Source organism: Nocardiopsis sp. CC223A (genome assembly GCF_030766825.1).
GTDB lineage: Bacteria > Actinomycetota > Actinomycetes > Streptosporangiales > Streptosporangiaceae > Nocardiopsis.
This window is the reverse complement of the sequence record NZ_JASFDV010000117.1, coordinates 1-16,444: the sequence shown is the minus strand read 5'-3', so window position 1 is coordinate 16,444 and position 16,444 is coordinate 1. Positions and strand designations below refer to the sequence as shown.

Sequence of the window (16,444 nt, the reverse complement as noted above, 5' to 3'; positions counted from 1 at the left end):
AGGGCGGCCCCGGTGGTGCCGGCCCCGGCGTGGTGGACCACCGCGGCGCAGCGCGGGAACAGGGCGAGGTGCGGGACCTGGTCGACGGCCAGGACGTCCCCGCCGTCCGCCGCGGCGACGCCCCCGCCGCCGGAGGCGATGATCGCACGGGCCCCCGCCCGCCGGACGGCCGCGGCCACGTGGCGCCCGGTGGCGTCCGGGTCGGCGGTGGGCAGGCTGCTGAACCCGACGAACACCGGCGGCTCCCCCGCGGCCAGGAACTCCGCCACGCGCTCGGGCAGGCCCGCCCCCGCGTCCTCGGGGACGAACCAGAACCCGGTGGTGCGCACCCACGACGGGTAGCCCGCGTCGGCGGGCACCAGGTACCGGCTGAAGGCGTGGACCACGGTGGCGGGTGTCCCGTCCGGCCGCCGCAGCGGGTCGTGGGCGCCGGGCCGGGGTGCGAGCCCCAGGTCCCGGCGCAGGTCCTCGGCGATCCTGCGCTGGCCGCGCAGGGCCGCCACCGCCAACCGGAAGCTCAGCCGGTTGAAGCGGGCGGGCACCCATCCCGGCCAGGGCACGCCGGGGGCGGGGAAGGCGCCGGTGGGGACCCAGGAGGGTTGCAGCGCCACCGGAACGGCGGGCACGCCCAGGCGCTCGGCGATGTGCCCGCCCGGCATGCCGGGGATGTGCACGACGACGTCGGCGCCGGAGTCGGCGGTGGCGGCCATGTCGGTGTAGACCCGGCGCATGAGCGGGGTGATCGCGCGCAGCAGGGTGACGGTGTGGGCGGCCCCGCGCAGGCCCCGCAGGCCGGTCTCCTGGACCCCTGCCAGGTCGGGGTCCTCCATGAGGGCGTTGGGGCCGTCGTCGACGGGGTGGTAGGCCACCCCGTGCGCGGCGGCCAGCGGGGCGTAGGACTCGGGGCCGGCGACCGTCGCCGTGTGCCCGGCGGCGTGCAGGGCCAGGGCCAGGGCCAGGAACGGCTGGACGTCGCCTCGGGTGCCGTGGGTGAGCAGTAGGGCGTGCACGTTCATTCCTTCCGCGCGGTGAGACCGCGTGCGATGACGTCGACGAGCAGGTCGACGGTCCGGTGGTAGGCGGCGGGGTCGGCCAGCCGGTCGGCGTTCACGGGCACGAGCATGACGACCTGGAGGACCCCGGTCACGGCCGCCGGGGAGGCGGGCACCAGGTCCCCCCGCTCCAGCGCCGCGGCGACGAAGGCGGCCAGCCCGTTGGCCGGGTTGTCGGGGAAGGCGGTCAGCCGCTCGGAGTCGGCCCGGCGCAGGACCGCGTCCATCTCCTCGGGATGGGTCACCAGCCGCCGGTACAGGGGATCGGTGTCCAGGACCTCCAGGGTGGCGCGCAGGAAGCGGCGCAGGGCCTCCTCGGTGTCGTCGGTGGAGCCCAGGGCCTCGTCGATCACCCGCCGCTTGACGTCGGCCATCCGGCCCAGCATCAGTTCCAGGTAGAGGTCCTCCTTGGACCGGAAGAACGCGTAGAAGCTGCTCTTGGCGATGCCGGCGGGCGCGACCAGGTCCTCCAGGGAGGTCTTGCGCAGCCCGCGCGCGGTGAACAGGTCGGCGGCCGTCTCCATCAGCAGGCCGGTGATGCGGGCCTTCTCCTGCCCGGTGAACGCCGGTGGCATGTGCGTCCTCTCCTCTTGGGTGGTGCGCCCGGTCAGCGGGCGGCGGTCTCGGACCGCCGCCCGTCCCCGGCCGCGGTCCCGCGCCCGCCCGTGGGGGACAGGGGCAGGCCGCGGCGGCGGGCGGTCCAGACGACGGCGGCGGTCATGATCACCATGCCCGATCCCAGGGGGAGCAGGGTGGCCAGGCCGTCGGTGCCCGAGTTGGCGACGGTCCAGCCGATCTTGAGCGCCAGGCCGCCGTTGACGACGGTCAGCCCCCATCCGAGGGAGCGGTACCAGAAGGCGGCGCACAGGGAGCCGAGCAGCACCGGGATCATCGCCAGGCCGACCCAGGTGACCCAGGTGGGATCGGTGAACAGCCGCTCCTCCATCTCCAGGACCCCGGCCATGGCCGGGTCGATCTCCTCGGGTTCGGGGAACCAGAAGAAGCTCGTCAGCAGGGCGGCGATGGTCAGCGCCAGGGCCGCCGGGCGCCTGGTCCAGCAGAAGTACGCGATGGGCAGGAAGAAGAGCGGCCGGATGTACCAGCTCAGCGGGTTGAGGTGGCGCGGCCAGGCCCAGGCGAGGAAGTCGGTGATCGGTTCCACGGGGGGTGCCTTTCGTTGCGGAAGAACCTTGAAACCATATGAACAGATTGGTCTTTTGTTTTCAAAGGATTTGACGCCCCCTTAGCGCCGCACGCCCGTGCGGCCGGGCCCCTACCGGCCGGGGCGCACCGCGACGAGCGACACCCCGACGACCCGCGTCACCCGTCGCGGACCACCGTCAACGCCGTTCCGCCCCGGACGGACCGGCCGCGGCCGCACGCCGCCCCGGCGGCGGCCCTGATCGCGGCCGGGCGCCGCGCCGCCGGGCCACGCCCACCCGGAGCACGTCCGCCCGAGGAGCGGTTCGGGGGTGGCGCTACCCCCCGGGCCGTATTATGTTAGTGACTAACATTTTCGGTGGCGGGAACGGGCGGCGGCATGGACGGCAGGACGCACACGCGGCAACGGAACCGGGCCGCCATCCAGGAGGCGGCCCTGCGGCTCTTCGCCGAGCAGGGCTACGAGGCGACCACGGTCGCGCAGATCGCGCGCGAGGCCGGGGTCTCGCACATGACGTTCTTCCGGTGCTTCCCCACCAAGGAGGACGTCGTCCTGGACGACGACTACGACCCCATGCTGGAGGAGCTGGTCCGTGCCCGCCCCGCCGCCGAGCCCCCCGTGGAGCGCGTCCACCGGGCCACCATGGCCGGGCTCGGGCAGGTCTACGAGCACCACCGGGAGGCCCTGCTGGGCCGGGTCGGGCTCCTGCTGTCGATCCCGGGGCTGCGCGCCCGGATCGGCGAGAACCTCGCCTCGGCCCGCACCGCCTTCGAGCGCGGGCTGACCCCCGAGGGGGAGGAACCCGGGGTGGAGACCCGGGCCGTGGCCGCGGCGTGCGCGTCGGCCCTGGCCGAGGCCGTCATCGCCTGGAGCGAGGTCCACGAGCGGGCCGAACTGCCCGACGTGATCGACCGGGTGTTCCACGCGCTGCGCGGACTGCCCGCCCCCGCACAGGGGTCCCGCCCGTGAGCGCCCCCGCCGTCACCGTCGAGGGCCTCTCGGTCCGCTACCCGGGCGCCGAGTCCCCCGCGGTCGACCGCATGGACTTCACCGTCGGCCACGGCGAGGTGTTCGGGTTCCTGGGACCCAGCGGCGCGGGCAAGTCGACCGCGCAGAAGGTGCTGACCCGGCTGGTCCGCCGCTACCGGGGCGACGTGGGCGTTCTGGGCCGACGCCTGGAGGACTGGGGGCGGGACTACTTCGAGCGGGTGGGGGTGGGGTTCGAGCTCCCGGCCGGGTTCGGGCGGCTCACCGCCCGGGAGAACCTCGCCGCGTTCGCCTCCCTGTACCGGGGGCCGGTCGAGGACCCCGCGGAGCTGCTGGAGCGGGTGGACCTGGCCGAGGCGGCCGACCTGCGCCTGTCGGAGCTGTCCAAGGGAATGCGCATGCGCCTCAACCTGGCCCGGGCCCTGGTCAACCGGCCCGACGTCCTCTTCCTGGACGAGCCCACCTCCGGGCAGGACCCGGTGCGCGCCGCCCTGGTGCGCGACGTCGTCCGGGCGGCCGCCGACCGGGGGTGCACGGTCTTCCTCACCACCCACGACATGGCCACCGCCGACCTGCTGTGCGACCGGGTGGCCTTCGTGGTCCGGGGGCGGATCGCCGCCGTCGACTCCCCGCGCGGGTTCAAACTCCGCCACGGGCGCCCGGGGATCGTCGCCGAGCTGCGCGGAGGCGGCGTCCGGGAGGTCACGGCCCGGGCCCTGGCCGACGACGCCGAACTCCTGGGGCTGCTCCGGGAGGGCGCCGTGGAGACCCTGCACACGCGGGAGGCGTCGCTGGCCGACGTCTTCACCGAGGTCACCCGGGAGCGGCTGTGAACCGGCTGCTCGCCGCCACCGCGCTGGAGGTCCGGCTCCAGGCGAGGTACGGCATCGTCGCCGTCGCCGCCGCCCTGGGTGCGGTGTGGACGCTCGCCCTGGTCGCCCTCCCGGCCGATTCGGCCGACGAGGTGGCGGCCCACCTGCTGTTCCTCGACACCGCGGGCTTCGGTGCGCTCTTCGGCGCCTTCCTGCTCCTCTTCGAGCGGGTCGAGGGCTCGCGGTGGGTCCTGGAGGCGAGCCCGCTGCGCCCCGCGGAGGGTGCGGCGGCCCGGCTCACGGCGCTGACCGCCCTGGCCCTGCTCATCGCCCTGCCCATGGCGGTGGCGGCGCTGCGGGACCGGCCCGGGGACCTCGTGCCGGCGCTCCCGCCCGTCCTGGGCGGTGTGGCGCTCACGTCCGTGCTGCTGACCGCGGCGTGCCTGGCCGCCGGGGCGCGCAGCCCGGACCTGCCGCGCTTCCTGCTGGTGCTGCCGCTCGTGGCCGCGCCGCTCATCGTCGTCCCCCTGGTGCACGTGACCGGGGTCTTCGCGCACCCGCTCCTGTACGCGGTGCCCACCACTGCGGGGGCGGAGCTGATCCGCTCCGGCCTGATCGGGGGCGCCGACGCCCCGCCCGCGGCGGCCGTGGTGTACGCGCTGGGGTGGGCGGTGCTCGGCCCCTTCCTCGTCCGCCCCGGAGCGGAGGCGCCGCCGGGGCGGGTGCGGCCGGGGCGCGCCCGCCCCCGTTCCGCGGCCCGGGCGGTCGGCCGCGGGCGGACGCCGGCGATCGTGCGGTTCGCCCGAGCGGACCTCTTCGGCACCGGCCGCGACCCCCTCCTCCTGCTGATGCTGTGCGCCCCCGCGCTGCTGGCGCTCGCCCTGCGGCTGCTGTTCGCGCCGGTGTCCGGGGTCGTGCTCGACGCCTTCGGGTTCGACCTGCGGCCCCACGCCCCGGCGCTGGTCGCGGCGCTGGTGCTGCTGCACGTGCCGATGATGTTCGGGCTCGTCCAGGGGCTGCGGGCGGCCGAGGAGCTCGACGGCGGGGTCCTGCTCGTCCTGCGCGCCTCCCCGGTCTCCGTCCCCGCCTACCTGGCGTACCGGATGACGCTGGCGGCGCTGGCGTCGCTGGCCGGACTGGCCGTGGCGCTGCCCCTGAGCGGGCCGTCGCTGGGCGGTGGCGGGCCCCTGCCGGTGGCGGCCGTGCTGCTGGCCTCCCTCCAGGCCCCGCTGCTGGTGGCGCTCACGGCGGCGTTCGCGAAGAACACGGTGGAGGCGCTGGTCGTCGCCAAGGCCGTCGGGGCCGTCCTGGTCCTGTGCCCCGTCCTGGCCTGGGCCGCGCCCTTCCCGTGGAACCTGGCCACGGCCGTCCTGCCGCCGGCCTGGGCGGCGCTCGCCCTGCCCGGTTACGACGCCGGTCCGCTGAACCCGTGGTGGTGCCTGCTCGCCGGGGCGGCCTGGACCGCGGCGGTCGGGTGGCCGCTGGTCCGGCGGGCCCGTTCGCGTCTGGAGAACGGCTGACCGCACGGCCTCGTCCCCTCGGCCCGGTGGGCGCAGGGCGTCCGTCCGGCCTTGACCGATTCCCTTTTGTTCGGAATGATCCGAACAAAACGATGGATGTGGTGCGCATGGGCGAAGAGGAAGAGGCCGTGGCGGCCTTCGTCGAAGAGGCCGGGCTGTTCTACGAGCGCCTGGGGCTGAGCCGGACCGAGGGCCGCGTCATGGGCCGGCTGCTGAGCGCACCCGAGGACGACGCCGACGCCCCGGCCCTGTGCGAGGCACTGGGCGTGGCCAAGAGCAGCATGAGCGTCTCCCTGCGCAGGCTGGAGCAGGCGGGCCTGGTGGAGCGGTTCCGGCGCCCCGGGGGGCGGCGGGACCGGTACCGGCTCGCCGACGACGTCTTCCAGCGTGCGTTCCGGGCCAAGATGGCCGAGTTCGACCGCTTCCGCGCCCTCGCCGAACGCGGGCTGGCCGCGGTGGGGGACGACCCCCGCCGCCGCGAACGGCTGGAGCTGATGCGGGACATGTACGGGTTCATGGCCGACCGGTTCCCGGACCTGCTCGACGAATGGGACCGGGTCAAGCAGGAGCGCGGGCGATGAGGGCGCTGATCGTCACCACCGGGAGCAGGGGCGACGTCCAGCCGTTCACGGCCCTGGCCCTCGCCCTGCGGCGGCGGGGCCACGACGCCGTGCTCGCGGCGCCCGGCCGGTTCGCCCCGCTCGTCTCCCGGCACGGGGTGGACTTCGCCGCACTGGACGAGGGGACGCTCGCGCTCCAGGACGAACTCGCCGGCCGCGGGACCCTGGCCGCCCTCACCTCGGCGCGCCGGGTCGCCCCGGCCCTGCGGGCCTGGCTGGACGACGTGGCCGGGCTGGCGGGGACCGCGTGCGACGTCGTCGTCTTCGCCCCCAAGGCGCTGGGGGCGGCCGACCTCGCGGACCGGCTGGGGGTGCCCGCGGTCCCGCTCCTGGCGATCCCGCTGTACACGCCGACCCGGGAGTTCGCCTCCCCGCTGCTGCCCTTCCGCCCGCCCGCCGCGGCCAACCGGGCGAGCTGGCGGCTGGCCGCGGCGGTGGAGGCTCCCTACCGGCGGATGCTGCGCCGCTGGCGCGCGGAGAAGCTGGGCCTGGGGCCGGCCCCGGCCCTGCCGGAGCGCATCGCCTCCAGCGGGGCCGTGCACGCCTGGAGCCGCCACCTGCTGCCCGCACCGGCCGACTGGCCGACCGCCGCCGCACCCCTGGGCGCCCTGCACCTGCCGCCCGGACAGGGCCGCTCCCTGCCCGGGGAACTGGTGCGCTTCCTCCGGGCAGGCGGGCCGCCGGTGTACGTCGGCTTCGGCAGCACCGTGCACGGGGACCCGGCCGGGCTCACCCGCACGGTCGTCGAGGGGGTGCGGCGCAGCGGGCGCCGCGCGGTGCTGGCCACCGGCTGGGGCGCCCTCTCCCCCGGTTCCGCGCCCTGGGACGACGTTCTGGTGGTGGACGAGGTCCCGCACGACCTGCTGCTGCCGCACGTGGCGGCGGCGGTGCACCACGGCGGGGCGGGGACCGTCGCCGCCGCGATGCGCGCCGGTGTCCCCCAGGCCGTGCGGCCGTTCGTCGGGGACCAGTGGTTCTGGGGCGACCGGGTCCACCGGACCGGGGCGGGCCCCGCCCCGCTGACCGGGAGGCTCACCCCGGAGCGCCTGGCCGCCGCGATCGACCGCGCCCTGGCATGCTCCGGCCGGGCGGGGGAACTGGCCGGAGCCGTCGCGCAGGAGGAGGCCGCGGCGGCGGACCGCGTCGTCGAACGCGTGCTCGCGGCGGCGGTCTGAGCCGGAGAGCGCGGCGCCCCGCCCCACCGGGCGGTGGGGCGGGGCGCCGGAGGGCGAACGGTCAGTCCTCACCGCGTTCGGTCGGCACCCGGGCCGGGTCGGCGGGCGCCGAACCGGTCCGGCGGTCGACGTCCTCGGGCAGCGGCCCGTCGGGCTCGCCCCAGCTCTGGACACCCTTGAGGTCGGGCATCCGGGACAGCGTGAACTGCGGGTCCAGCCCCCGGCGCAGCTGGCCGGTGTAGTCGGCCAGCAGGCGGAAGGCGATCACCGACAGCGGCGCCAGGGCCACCAGGTTCACCACGGCCATCAGGCCCATGGAGACGTCGGCGAGGTTCCACACGACGGTCAGCGGGGCGACCGCGCCCAGGAACACCGCGCCCAGCACGGTACAGCGGAACACGAACATGGCCGCGGAGTGTCCGCCCAGGAACTCCAGGTTGGACTCGCCGTAGTAGTAGTTGCCCAGCACCGACGTGTACGCCAGCAGGAACAGGATGACCGTGAGGGCGTGGACGGACCAGTCGCCCAGTGAGCCCTGGAGCGCCTGCTGGGTGACCTCCGCGCCGCTCGCCTCCCCGTACACGGGGTTGGAGACGAGCACGATGAACGCGGTCACCGAGCACACCACCCAGGTGTCGAAGTACACGCCCAGGGTCTGCACCAGGCCCTGCTTCACCGGGTGGGAGACCGACGCGGTGGCGCCGGCGTTGGGCGCCGAGCCCAGGCCGGCCTCGTTGGAGAACATGCCCCGGCGCATCCCCTGGAGGACGGCCAGGCCCACGCCGCCGGACACGAACTCGCGCAGGCCGAACGCCCCGGCGAGGATGTCGCCGACCACGCGCGGGACCTCGCCGATGTTCAGGACGACCACGGCGACGCCGATGACGATGTAGAGGATCGCCATCAGCGGGACCAGGGACTGGGCGACGGTGGCGATGCGGCGCACCCCGCCGAAGATCACCGCGCCGGTGAGGGCGACCAGGGCCAGACCGATGGCGGCGTCGAGCGGCCACCCGCCGGACAGCCCCAGCGCCCCGGCGGAGGTGGAGACGGCCCCGGCGATGCTGTTGGACTGCACCGAGTTGAAGACCAGGCTGAAGGTGACGGTGATGATGACCGCGAACAGCACGCCCATCCACCGGGCGCGGAGCCCGTGCTGCATGTAGTAGGCGGGCCCGCCACGGAACCCGGTCCCGGTGCGCACCTTGTACAGCTGGGCCAGGGTGGACTCCACGAAGGCGGCGGCGCCCAGGATGGTGGCCATCGCCCACATCCAGAAGACCGCGCCCGGCCCGCCGAGCATGATGGCGGTGGCCACACCGACGATGTTGCCGGTGCCGACCCGGGAGGCGGCCGAGATCGCGAAGGCCTGGAAGGAGGAGATCTCCTTCTTGCCGTCGGGGGCCAGGCCGGGGCTGCCGCGCAGGACCCGGAACATCTCGGGGAGCAGGCGCAGCTGCACGATCCCCGAGCGCACCGTGAAGTACAGCGCGAGGACGATGAGCAGGGGGATGAGCAGCCAGCTCCAGAAGACGTCGTTGACGGCGACGATGGCGTCATTGACCGCGTTCAAATTTTCTCTTTCCACGCAGGTGGGGACGAACCGATGGGAGCCGCTCTCGCCACTGTCCTCGGCCGGGTTCCCGGCCGAGGGTGGGGACACGCGAAAAGACGACAGGGAAACGTAACAGAATCACCACCAAAGGTGATAATCAGCACGTCATCCGCATCACCCCGAAGGGGAGACTCAACGGGTCCTGTGCGCCCCCCAGCGGGCCAGCGCGGCCGGTCCGGTGATCTCGTCGAAACCCAGGGCGAGGGCGCCCCGGACCGGCCCGTCGGCGCCGTGGACCGCGTCGGCCACGGGCGGCGGGTCGGCGCGGTGGAACGCCATGAGGCCGCCGCGGTAGGCGTCGGCGAAGGCCTCCGGGGCCCCGGCCCGCAGCCCGGGCGCCAGTCCGGCGAGGGTGACCGCGTCGGGGTCGTGCAGGTTGACCAGCCCCGCGATCCCCGCCCCGAGGGCCCGCGCGGTGCGCTCGACCGCCCGCCGGTCGCGGTCCGGCGCCTTCCCGGAGCGGACGGCGTCCAGCACGTTCCGCCCGTAGGCGAACGGGTCCCGCGGCACCGGGTCGCCCCGGTGGCGGGCCAGGGCGCGGCCGTCCACCATGAGGTCCCAGCAGCCCCGTGCCCCGCAGGGGCAGGCCAGGTCCGGATCGCCCAGGGGCAGGTGCCCGTACTCGCCCCCGGCCCCGCGCGCGCCCGTCACCGGGCGTCCGTCCACCAGCAGCGCTCCCCCGACACCGACCGCGACCAGGATGTGCAGCGCGGCGCGCGCCCCGCGGACGGCGCCCCCGCGCGCCTCCGCGATGCCGCCGAGCGTCGCGTCGTTGCCCACCAGCAGCGGGACGCCCGGGCCGCCCGCCAGGACGCCCAGGTCGGCCGCGTGCCAGCCGCGGGTGGAGAACTGCAACAACCGTGTTCCGCTCACGGCACCCGCGACCGCGGCGACCACCGCCCCGACCCGGCCGGGCTCGCGGCGCACCGCGGCGCCGACCGCCCCGGCGACCTCCGGCAGGAAACCCGCGGGCTCCCGATCCCCGTAGGATCCCGCGGCGGCCTCGGTCAGGGCACCGGCGAGGTCGCCCAGGAGGACGCGCCACCCCGCGGCGCTCAGGTCCACGACGGCCGCGAGCGGGCCCCGCGGGTGGGGGCCCAGCACGGTGGTCGGGCGGCCGGGCCCGCCCCGGTCGGCGCGGTGCTCGGCCAGCAGGCGGGCGCCGCGCAGCCGCTCGATCAGCTCGGTGGCCGCGCCGCTGGCCAGGGCCAGGCGTTCGCAGGCCGCGGTGCGGGTGATCCCGGGTTCGGCGTACACCAGGCGCAGCAGTTCCGAGGCCGTGGACCACCGCAGGCGCGCCGAACGGGACATCCGGTCTCCGGCCACGGCTGGTGCTCCATTCTTCCGGGGAAATATACTCGTGCTCCGAGTAAAAGTATCTCAGGGAGGCCCGATGAGCACGGACCCGACCGGCCGCACCGCACTGGAGGTCGAGGCGGTGCTGTTCGACATGGACGGCACCCTCGTGGACTCCACCCGGGCGGTGGAGGACGTGTGGGCCCGGTTCGCCGACCGCCACGGACTCGTGCTCGCCGACCTGCTCGCGTACTCGCACGGGCGCCGGACCGAGGACACCCTGGCCCGCTTCCTGCCGCCGGGGCACGACCCGGAAGCGGTCGCCGAGGAGCTCGAACGGGAGGAGACCACGCGCACCGACGGCATCACCGAGATCCCCGGCGCGCGCCGCCTGCTGGAACGGTTGCGCGGCGCCCGCACGGCCGTCGTGACCTCCGCCTCGCGCCCGCTGGCCGAGGCGCGCCTGGCCGCCGCGGGCCTCCCCCTGCCCGGGGTGCTCGTCGCCGCCGAGGACGTGGCCGCGGGCAAACCCGACCCGGCCGGGTACGTGGCCGCGGCCGCGCGCCTGGGCGTCGCCCCGGACCGCTGCCTCGTCCTGGAGGACGCCGAGGCGGGCATCCTCGCGGGGCTGGCCTCGGGCGCGCGCACACTGGTGGTCGGCTCCCACCGCTCGCCCGCCACCCGCGGCCTGGACCGCGTCCCGGACCTGCGCGTGGTCGGCGCCGACGCCGCCGGGCACGGCGGCGCCCGCCTCCACTGGCCCCACCACCCCAACCCCTGACACCGAGACCGGCACCGGCACCCCGCAGAGAACACCGCACCCCGGCACACCCGCCCTACCCGAACGCCACCCGCGTCCCGGACCTGCGCGTGGTCGGCGCCGACGCCGCCGGGCACGGCGGCGCCCGCCTCCACTGGCCCCACCACCCCAACCCCTGACACCGACACCGGCACCCCGCAGAGAACACCGCACCCCGGCACACCCGCCCTACCCGAACGCCACCCGCCCCTACCCCGCCGAACGGCCGCCCGGCCTGGCCCGCTCGATGTCGGCGGCCGGATAAGCCGTCCGCTTGCCCTCCGTGAGCGGCCGGCGGTGGAACCCGTCCAGCACGACGGCGGCCCGGGCGTGCCGGGCATCGGCATGGCACGGCCGGACGAGCCGAAGATGCCCCGGCCCGGACGGGTGCATCGGCACGGGCCGAGGCATCCGCCGCGCAGGGGAGATCGGCTCCCACGGCCCTGGCCGCTCCGGCGATCGGCCTGCGCACCTCGCACATGGTCGAACTCGGCCTGAGCCACGACCGCCGTCTGGAGGCTCCGCAGGAGTGGGACGCCGTCGGGTGGTACTCGCGGGGTGCCGCGCCCGGACAGGAGGGGCCCGCCGTGCTGGCGGGCCATCTGGACTCCCCGACCGGACCGGCCGTCTTCCACCGGCTGGGCGGGCTGCGGGAGCAGGACACCGTCTCGGTCGAACGCGCCGACGGCGCCGTGGTGGACTTCACCGTCTACGCGGTGGAGCACCACGCCAAGGACGACTTCCCGACGGAGGAGGTCTACGGGGACACCGAACGCCCCGAACTGCGGCTCATCACGTGCGGTGGCGACTTCGACGCCGCCACCGGCCACTACACGGACAACATCGTGGTCTTCGCCGCCCTCACCGGGGACCCGGCGGCCTCCGGGGCCGCCGAGGTGCCCGGCCCGGAATGACGGCGCACGCCCTCGCGCCACGGCCGGGGCCTGCTCCCCGTGGTCGGGGAGGCTTCGGTGCCGGGCCCGCGGTGAGGACCCCCCGGTCAGCTCCAGCGGATGTCGGCGAGACTCGCCAGCGGCTCGCGTTCCTCCAGGGACTCGGGTGCCACCGGGGTCTCGGCTGCGCGCAGCGCGGCCGGGAACAGCAGGTGGCAGCGCTCCTCCACCTCGCCCAGCGTCACCTGGTGCACACGGAACTCGTCCAGCTCCAGCACTTCGAGCCGGTCGAGGTTCTGCGTCAGCACGAACGCAGCGACCTTGAGCCGCCCGTGTTCGGTGTGGGCGATGACCTTCCAGTACTCGCGCGGGATCCGCACCCCCCGGTAGACGCGGTCGTCCTCCCCCAGGACCGGCCCGCCGAACACGCTCACCCGCAGGCCGTCGACCTCCGCGTCCGCGAACACGGCGTCCTCCAGCCGCCCCCACAGCCCGCCCCGGCCGCTCTGGTTGAAGTCGTCCGCCTGCGGCGTGATGTTGGTGTAGAAGAACGAGTCCGTGTTGGCCTGGGCCGCCTCCGCCGGGCCGCCCCAGAGCAGGTCGGAACGGCGGGCCAGGTGACCCCGGTCCAGCCGGTTGGCCTTGTACAGCTCGTTGCCGACCTGGGCCCCGTCCGGGAGCCGCGGGTCCTTGGCGAACGGGATGCCCCTGCGGCTGAGCCGTCGGATTCCGCCGCCGTCGATGTTCCAGGCCGCCCAGAACGCGAACCCGCGCGAGGCGCTCAGCGCGAGCGAGAAGTGCGTGTAGGGGATGACCTCGGACCCGTCCAGCAGCACCGCGTCGTCCCTGATCGCCGCGGTGAGCCGCGGGACCTCGACGCGCTCCGCCAGGAAGGCGGGGTCGTACCCCCGCGCGGCCTCCACCTCGTCGGGGTCGGGCGGCCGCAGGCCGATCTCCAGCTTCTCGAACACCGAGGTCGACAGGCAGGCCAGTGCGTGCTCGTCCGGGTCGTGCCTGCCCTCGCCCGCGAAGTGCAGGCCCGCCAGGACCGTGCCCGGCCGGCCGTCGGCACCCGTGAACATCCACACCGAGCCCGAGTCGCCGCCCATGCTGATCTCCCCGTCGGCGGGGAGGCGGTCGGGGTCCGGGCCGATCTCGAAGCCGCCGACGATCCGCCGCCCCGCCGAGCCGCCGTAGTCGAGCGAGACGAGGGTGTCGATACGCCGCACCACGCCGTGCGTGACGCCGGTGGTGCGGCCGCTCTTGACCACCCTGTCGCCGAGCTCGGGCTCGCCCAGCTCCTGCGGGACGACGTCGAGTTCGAGGATCCCCGGGAGGAAGCGGCGGTCCTCGATGGTGGCCACCGCGCAGTCGCCCGCCACGCCCAGGTGCGAGCGTGCGAGCGCGCCGAGGCGGTTGCGGTGGACGCGGTCGTCGTCGTGCCGCCCCGGCTGCACGACGTCCTCGCCCAGCGCGCCGTCCGACCCGTGCAGCACGTGCCAGTTGCTCAGGATGTAGGGGGTGCCGTTGTGGCGGTCGTAGACGATGCAGCCGATGGTGCCCGCCGAGACGGTGACGTGGCCGACGCTCGCTCCCGGCAGGATCGGGTCCAGGCGCCGCTTGCGCACCGGGCCCTCCGTTTGGGCCACGACCCGGAACTGCGGTGTGTAGCTGCGTTCGAGCACGTCGGTGGGCACCTCGACGCCGTCCACCACGACCGACTTCGGGAGCATCCGCGTGCCCAGCGCCTCCAGTTCCTCCGGTCGGGCCTTGCGGCCGACCGTGAACTGGAGTGCGATCCGGTCGCTCTGCTCGCCGTCCCTGACCCGGTGGCCGATGCCGACCGAGGACACGTTCGGGTCGTCCAGGTACGCCGCCCCGTGGGTGCGGATGTACCTGCGCAGGGCGGCGATGAGCCGGTCCCGGTCGGCGGGGTCGCTGTTCTGGGTGACCATGACGGGATCTCCTTCACGGAACCGGTGCCACCGGGCGCCCGGCCGCAGCGGTCCGGTGGGGGCGGCTCGCGCCGCGTCCGCGGGGGCTCGGCGAGGACCGCTCCGGGCTTTCCGATTCCCAGTAGAACAGAACGGGATCTTCCGTACAGCAAGCGGACCGGAACAGGACAGCGGGGAATGGACCGGCGCGGAACACCCCTGCCCCGGACCCCCGGGACCGGGGCGTTCCGTGTTCCCGGAGCACCCGGGCACGAGCGGTGGCCCCGCCCCGGGCCGCGCGGCCGGAGCGCGGACCGGGGTGTCCGCGCACGGCGGCCGGGGAGCCCCGGGGCCGCGGGCGGCCCCCGCTACACTGAGCGCCGTCGAGCAAGGCCGGCGCCCACCCGGGGCGCGGCCGCGGGTACGGGGCGTGAGGATGTCCGACGGCGGTGAGGTCGCGGCGCGGGTGCGGGGACGCGGCGCCCGGGTCTCCATGGCGGACGTGGCCCGGTTGGCGGGGGTCTCCTCGCAGACGGTGTCCCGGGTCTCCAACGGCAGCCCCAGCGTGGTCCCGCGGACCCGGGAACGGGTGCTGGCCGCCATGCGCGAGCTCGGCTACCGCCCCAACAGCGCAGCCCGCGCCCTCAAGCGCGGTGAGTTCCGCACGCTCGGCGTCATCGTGTTCACCCTGTCCACCACGGGCACCGTGCGCACCCTGGAGGCGATCGCCACCTCCGCCGCCCACGAGGGGTACGCGATCACGCTCATCCCCGTGGCCGTGCCCACCCAGGACGAGGTGCTGGGCGCCTTCACCCGGCTGGGCGAACTCGCCGTGGACGCCGTCATCGTCATCATGGAGGTCCACCTGCTGGACGCCGCCGCGGTCCAGCTGGCCCCCGGGCTCCAGGTGATCGTCGCCGACTCCGACGCCGACGACCGGTACAGCGTGGTGGACACCGACCAGGCGGGCGGGGCGCGGGCGGCGGTGCTGCACCTGCTGGAGCTGGGCCACCGCACGGTGCGGCACCTGGCCGGGCCGGAGCAGTCCTTCGCGGCCGAGCGCCGGGCCCGGGCCTGGCGGGAGACCCTGCTGGAGCGGGGGTGCCCCGTGCGCGAACCGCTGCACGGCGACTGGTCGGCCGAGAGCGGCTACCGCCTGGGCCTGGAGTTGGCGGCCGACCCCGAGTGCACGGCGGTGTTCGCCGCCAACGACCAGATGGCGCTGGGCCTGCTGCGGGCGCTGCACGAGAGCGGCAGGGCGGTCCCCGGGCAGGTGAGCGTGGTGGGGTTCGACGACATCCCGGAGGCGGGGGCGTTCCTGCCGCCGCTGACCACCATCCGCCAGGACTTCCACGAGGTGGGGCGCCGGCTCGTGACCGGGGCGCTCGGCCTGCTGCGCGGCGGGGGCGCAGGACGGGGGACCACCCTGGTGCCCACCGAGCTGGTGGTGCGCGCGAGCACCGCTCCGCCGCCCCGGGGCTGAGCCCGCGCCCACGGCTTTCCCGTTTCCCCCCTTGACCGCGGGCAACACCGGTGCAACACTCCCGACACCGGAATGTTTACGCAAACATCGCTCGGTGTCCACCACGCTCCCCGGCCTCGGGGCGCCCTGGCCGGTCGGCACGGAGTGCTCCCCCGAAGGACGCCGATGACGCCCGCACCCCCAGGCACCGCACCCCCCGTACGCAGACCCCCGGCCCGGGGCGGGCTCGGGCGGCGGTGGACGGGATGGGGTTTCCTCGCCCCGTTCGCAGTGGTCTTCGCCCTGGTCTTCGTAGCCCCGATCGCCTACTCGCTGTACCTGAGCCTGTACCGCGACCGGCTGGTCGGCGGCACCTCCTTCGTCGGCCCGGACAACTACACCACCGCCCTCACCGACCCGGTGTTCTGGGACGGGGCGTCCCGGGTGACGCTCTTCCTCGCCGTCCAGGTGCCGATCATGCTGTTCCTGTCCCTGCTGCTGGCGCTGGCCCTGGACAGCGGCCGGCTCTACGGGCGGGACTTCTTCCGGATCTCGATCTTCCTCCCCTACGCCGTCCCCGCCGTGGTGGCCACCCTGATGTGGGGCTTCATGTACGGCACCCGGTTCGGGCTGGTGGGCAACGCCAACGACCTGCTGGGGGTCTCCCTGCCCGACCCGCTCTCCCCCGGGCTCGTCCTCGCCTCCATCGGCAACATCGTGACCTGGCAGTTCGTCGGCTACAACATGCTCATCCTCTACTCGGCGCTGCGCACCGTGCCGCACGAGCTGTACGAGGCGGCCGAGGTCGACGGCGCCGGACAGCTCCGGGTGATCACCGCCGTCAAGCTCCCCGCCCTGCGCGGGGCCCTGGTGATCGCCGCCGTCTTCTCCGTCATCGGCAGCTTCCAGCTGTTCAACGAGCCCAGCATCCTGCGCAACCTCGCGCCCAACGCCATCACCTCCGGCTACACGCCGAACCTGTACACCTACACGCTGGCCTTCTCCGGCCAGCAGCAGAACTACGCGGCGGCGGTGGCGATCACCATGGGACTGCTGACCATGGCCATCGCCTACGCCGTGCAGCTGTTCGGCATGCGAAGGGCGGTGTGAACATGGG

General features: G+C 75.0%; 14 protein-coding genes and 1 pseudogene. 9 read left to right on the top strand and 6 right to left on the bottom strand.

Going from position 1 to position 16,444, the window contains the following annotated elements; translation table 11 throughout:
- The 3 genes from QJS33_RS29200 to QJS33_RS29190 form a co-directional block, all read right to left on the bottom strand.
- The coding region (locus QJS33_RS29200) for a glycosyltransferase (RefSeq protein ID WP_306371297.1) at positions 1–1,016 on the bottom strand (1,016 nt) is incomplete at its 3' end.
- Positions 1,013–1,627 carry a TetR/AcrR family transcriptional regulator gene (locus QJS33_RS29195; RefSeq protein ID WP_306371296.1) on the bottom strand — a complete coding sequence of 205 codons (615 nt, stop codon included), beginning with the start codon at positions 1,625–1,627 and terminating at the stop codon, positions 1,013–1,015. The genes QJS33_RS29195 and QJS33_RS29200, both read right to left, overlap by 4 nt.
- Before the next feature lie 32 nt (positions 1,628–1,659).
- A complete protein-coding gene (locus QJS33_RS29190) occupies positions 1,660–2,214 on the bottom strand; it encodes a hypothetical protein (RefSeq protein WP_306371295.1) in 555 nt (184 codons plus the stop codon).
- Positions 2,215–2,592: 378 nt separating this feature from the next.
- Between QJS33_RS29190 and QJS33_RS29185 the strand changes: the two genes are divergently transcribed.
- From QJS33_RS29185 to QJS33_RS29165, 5 genes are all read left to right on the top strand, one after another.
- The gene (locus QJS33_RS29185) at positions 2,593–3,183 is read left to right on the top strand and encodes a TetR/AcrR family transcriptional regulator (RefSeq protein ID WP_306371294.1); all 591 of its coding nucleotides are present in this window, start codon (positions 2,593–2,595) and stop codon (positions 3,181–3,183) included.
- Positions 3,180–4,034: an ABC transporter ATP-binding protein gene (locus QJS33_RS29180; protein ID WP_306371293.1), complete on the top strand. Its 855-nt coding sequence runs from the start codon at positions 3,180–3,182 to the stop codon at positions 4,032–4,034. Before QJS33_RS29185 ends, QJS33_RS29180 begins: the two co-directional genes overlap by 4 nt.
- Positions 4,031–5,533, top strand: a complete 1,503-nt coding sequence (locus tag QJS33_RS29175; RefSeq protein ID WP_306371292.1) for a hypothetical protein — start codon at positions 4,031–4,033, stop codon at positions 5,531–5,533. The genes QJS33_RS29180 and QJS33_RS29175 overlap by 4 nt, the downstream gene beginning before the upstream one ends.
- Positions 5,534–5,640: 107 nt before the next feature.
- Entirely contained in the window at positions 5,641–6,114 is a 474-nt protein-coding gene (locus tag QJS33_RS29170) for a GbsR/MarR family transcriptional regulator (protein ID WP_306371291.1), read from the top strand.
- Complete coding sequence (locus QJS33_RS29165; protein ID WP_306371290.1) at positions 6,111–7,328, top strand: glycosyltransferase; 1,218 nt, start codon at positions 6,111–6,113, stop codon at positions 7,326–7,328. The genes QJS33_RS29170 and QJS33_RS29165 overlap by 4 nt, the downstream gene beginning before the upstream one ends.
- 61 nt (positions 7,329–7,389) lie before the next feature.
- Here QJS33_RS29165 and QJS33_RS29160 read toward each other — a convergent pair whose 3' ends face one another.
- Together QJS33_RS29160 and QJS33_RS29155 are read right to left on the bottom strand one after the other, a co-directional pair.
- A complete protein-coding gene (locus QJS33_RS29160; protein ID WP_306371289.1) occupies positions 7,390–8,901 on the bottom strand; it encodes a sodium:alanine symporter family protein in 1,512 nt (503 codons plus the stop codon).
- A gap of 174 nt (positions 8,902–9,075) precedes the next feature.
- Complete coding sequence (locus tag QJS33_RS29155; protein WP_306371288.1) at positions 9,076–10,269, bottom strand: ROK family protein; 1,194 nt, start codon at positions 10,267–10,269, stop codon at positions 9,076–9,078.
- Positions 10,270–10,336: 67 nt separating this feature from the next.
- Here QJS33_RS29155 and QJS33_RS29150 point away from each other — a divergent pair, with 67 nt between their 5' ends.
- Together QJS33_RS29150 and QJS33_RS29145 are read left to right on the top strand one after the other, a co-directional pair.
- Complete coding sequence (locus QJS33_RS29150) at positions 10,337–11,020, top strand: HAD-IA family hydrolase (RefSeq protein ID WP_306371287.1); 684 nt, start codon at positions 10,337–10,339, stop codon at positions 11,018–11,020.
- A 443-nt stretch (positions 11,021–11,463) separates the two neighbouring features.
- Positions 11,464–11,952 (top strand): annotated as a pseudogene (locus QJS33_RS29145) (class F sortase); the annotation flags it as partial.
- A gap of 86 nt (positions 11,953–12,038) precedes the next feature.
- Here QJS33_RS29145 and QJS33_RS29140 read toward each other — a convergent pair.
- The gene (locus tag QJS33_RS29140; RefSeq protein ID WP_306371286.1) at positions 12,039–13,886 is read right to left on the bottom strand and encodes a DNA/RNA non-specific endonuclease; all 1,848 of its coding nucleotides are present in this window, start codon (positions 13,884–13,886) and stop codon (positions 12,039–12,041) included.
- Positions 13,887–14,301: 415 nt separating this feature from the next.
- On the opposite strand from QJS33_RS29140, the gene QJS33_RS29135 reads away from it, so the two are divergent.
- Positions 14,302–15,348: a LacI family DNA-binding transcriptional regulator gene (locus QJS33_RS29135; RefSeq protein ID WP_306371298.1), complete on the top strand. Its 1,047-nt coding sequence runs from the start codon at positions 14,302–14,304 to the stop codon at positions 15,346–15,348.
- A gap of 165 nt (positions 15,349–15,513) precedes the next feature.
- Positions 15,514–16,437, top strand: a complete 924-nt coding sequence (locus QJS33_RS29130) for a carbohydrate ABC transporter permease (protein WP_306371285.1) — start codon at positions 15,514–15,516, stop codon at positions 16,435–16,437.
- Positions 16,438–16,444 lie beyond the last annotated feature (7 nt).

Excerpts from the sequence above, each read along its gene's own strand:
- QJS33_RS29195 (WP_306371296.1), bottom strand. The coding sequence starts at position 1,627 with ATGCCACCGGCGTTCACCGGGCAGGAGAAGGCCCGCATCACCGGCCTG.
- QJS33_RS29185 (WP_306371294.1), top strand. The coding sequence starts at position 2,593 with ATGGACGGCAGGACGCACACGCGGCAACGGAACCGGGCCGCCATCCAG.
- QJS33_RS29170 (WP_306371291.1), top strand. The coding sequence starts at position 5,641 with ATGGGCGAAGAGGAAGAGGCCGTGGCGGCCTTCGTCGAAGAGGCCGGG.
- QJS33_RS29165 (WP_306371290.1), top strand. The coding sequence starts at position 6,111 with ATGAGGGCGCTGATCGTCACCACCGGGAGCAGGGGCGACGTCCAGCCG.
- QJS33_RS29150 (WP_306371287.1), top strand. The coding sequence starts at position 10,337 with ATGAGCACGGACCCGACCGGCCGCACCGCACTGGAGGTCGAGGCGGTG.
- QJS33_RS29140 (WP_306371286.1), bottom strand. The coding sequence starts at position 13,886 with ATGGTCACCCAGAACAGCGACCCCGCCGACCGGGACCGGCTCATCGCC.
- QJS33_RS29135 (WP_306371298.1), top strand. The coding sequence starts at position 14,302 with ATGTCCGACGGCGGTGAGGTCGCGGCGCGGGTGCGGGGACGCGGCGCC.
- QJS33_RS29130 (WP_306371285.1), top strand. The coding sequence starts at position 15,514 with ATGACGCCCGCACCCCCAGGCACCGCACCCCCCGTACGCAGACCCCCG.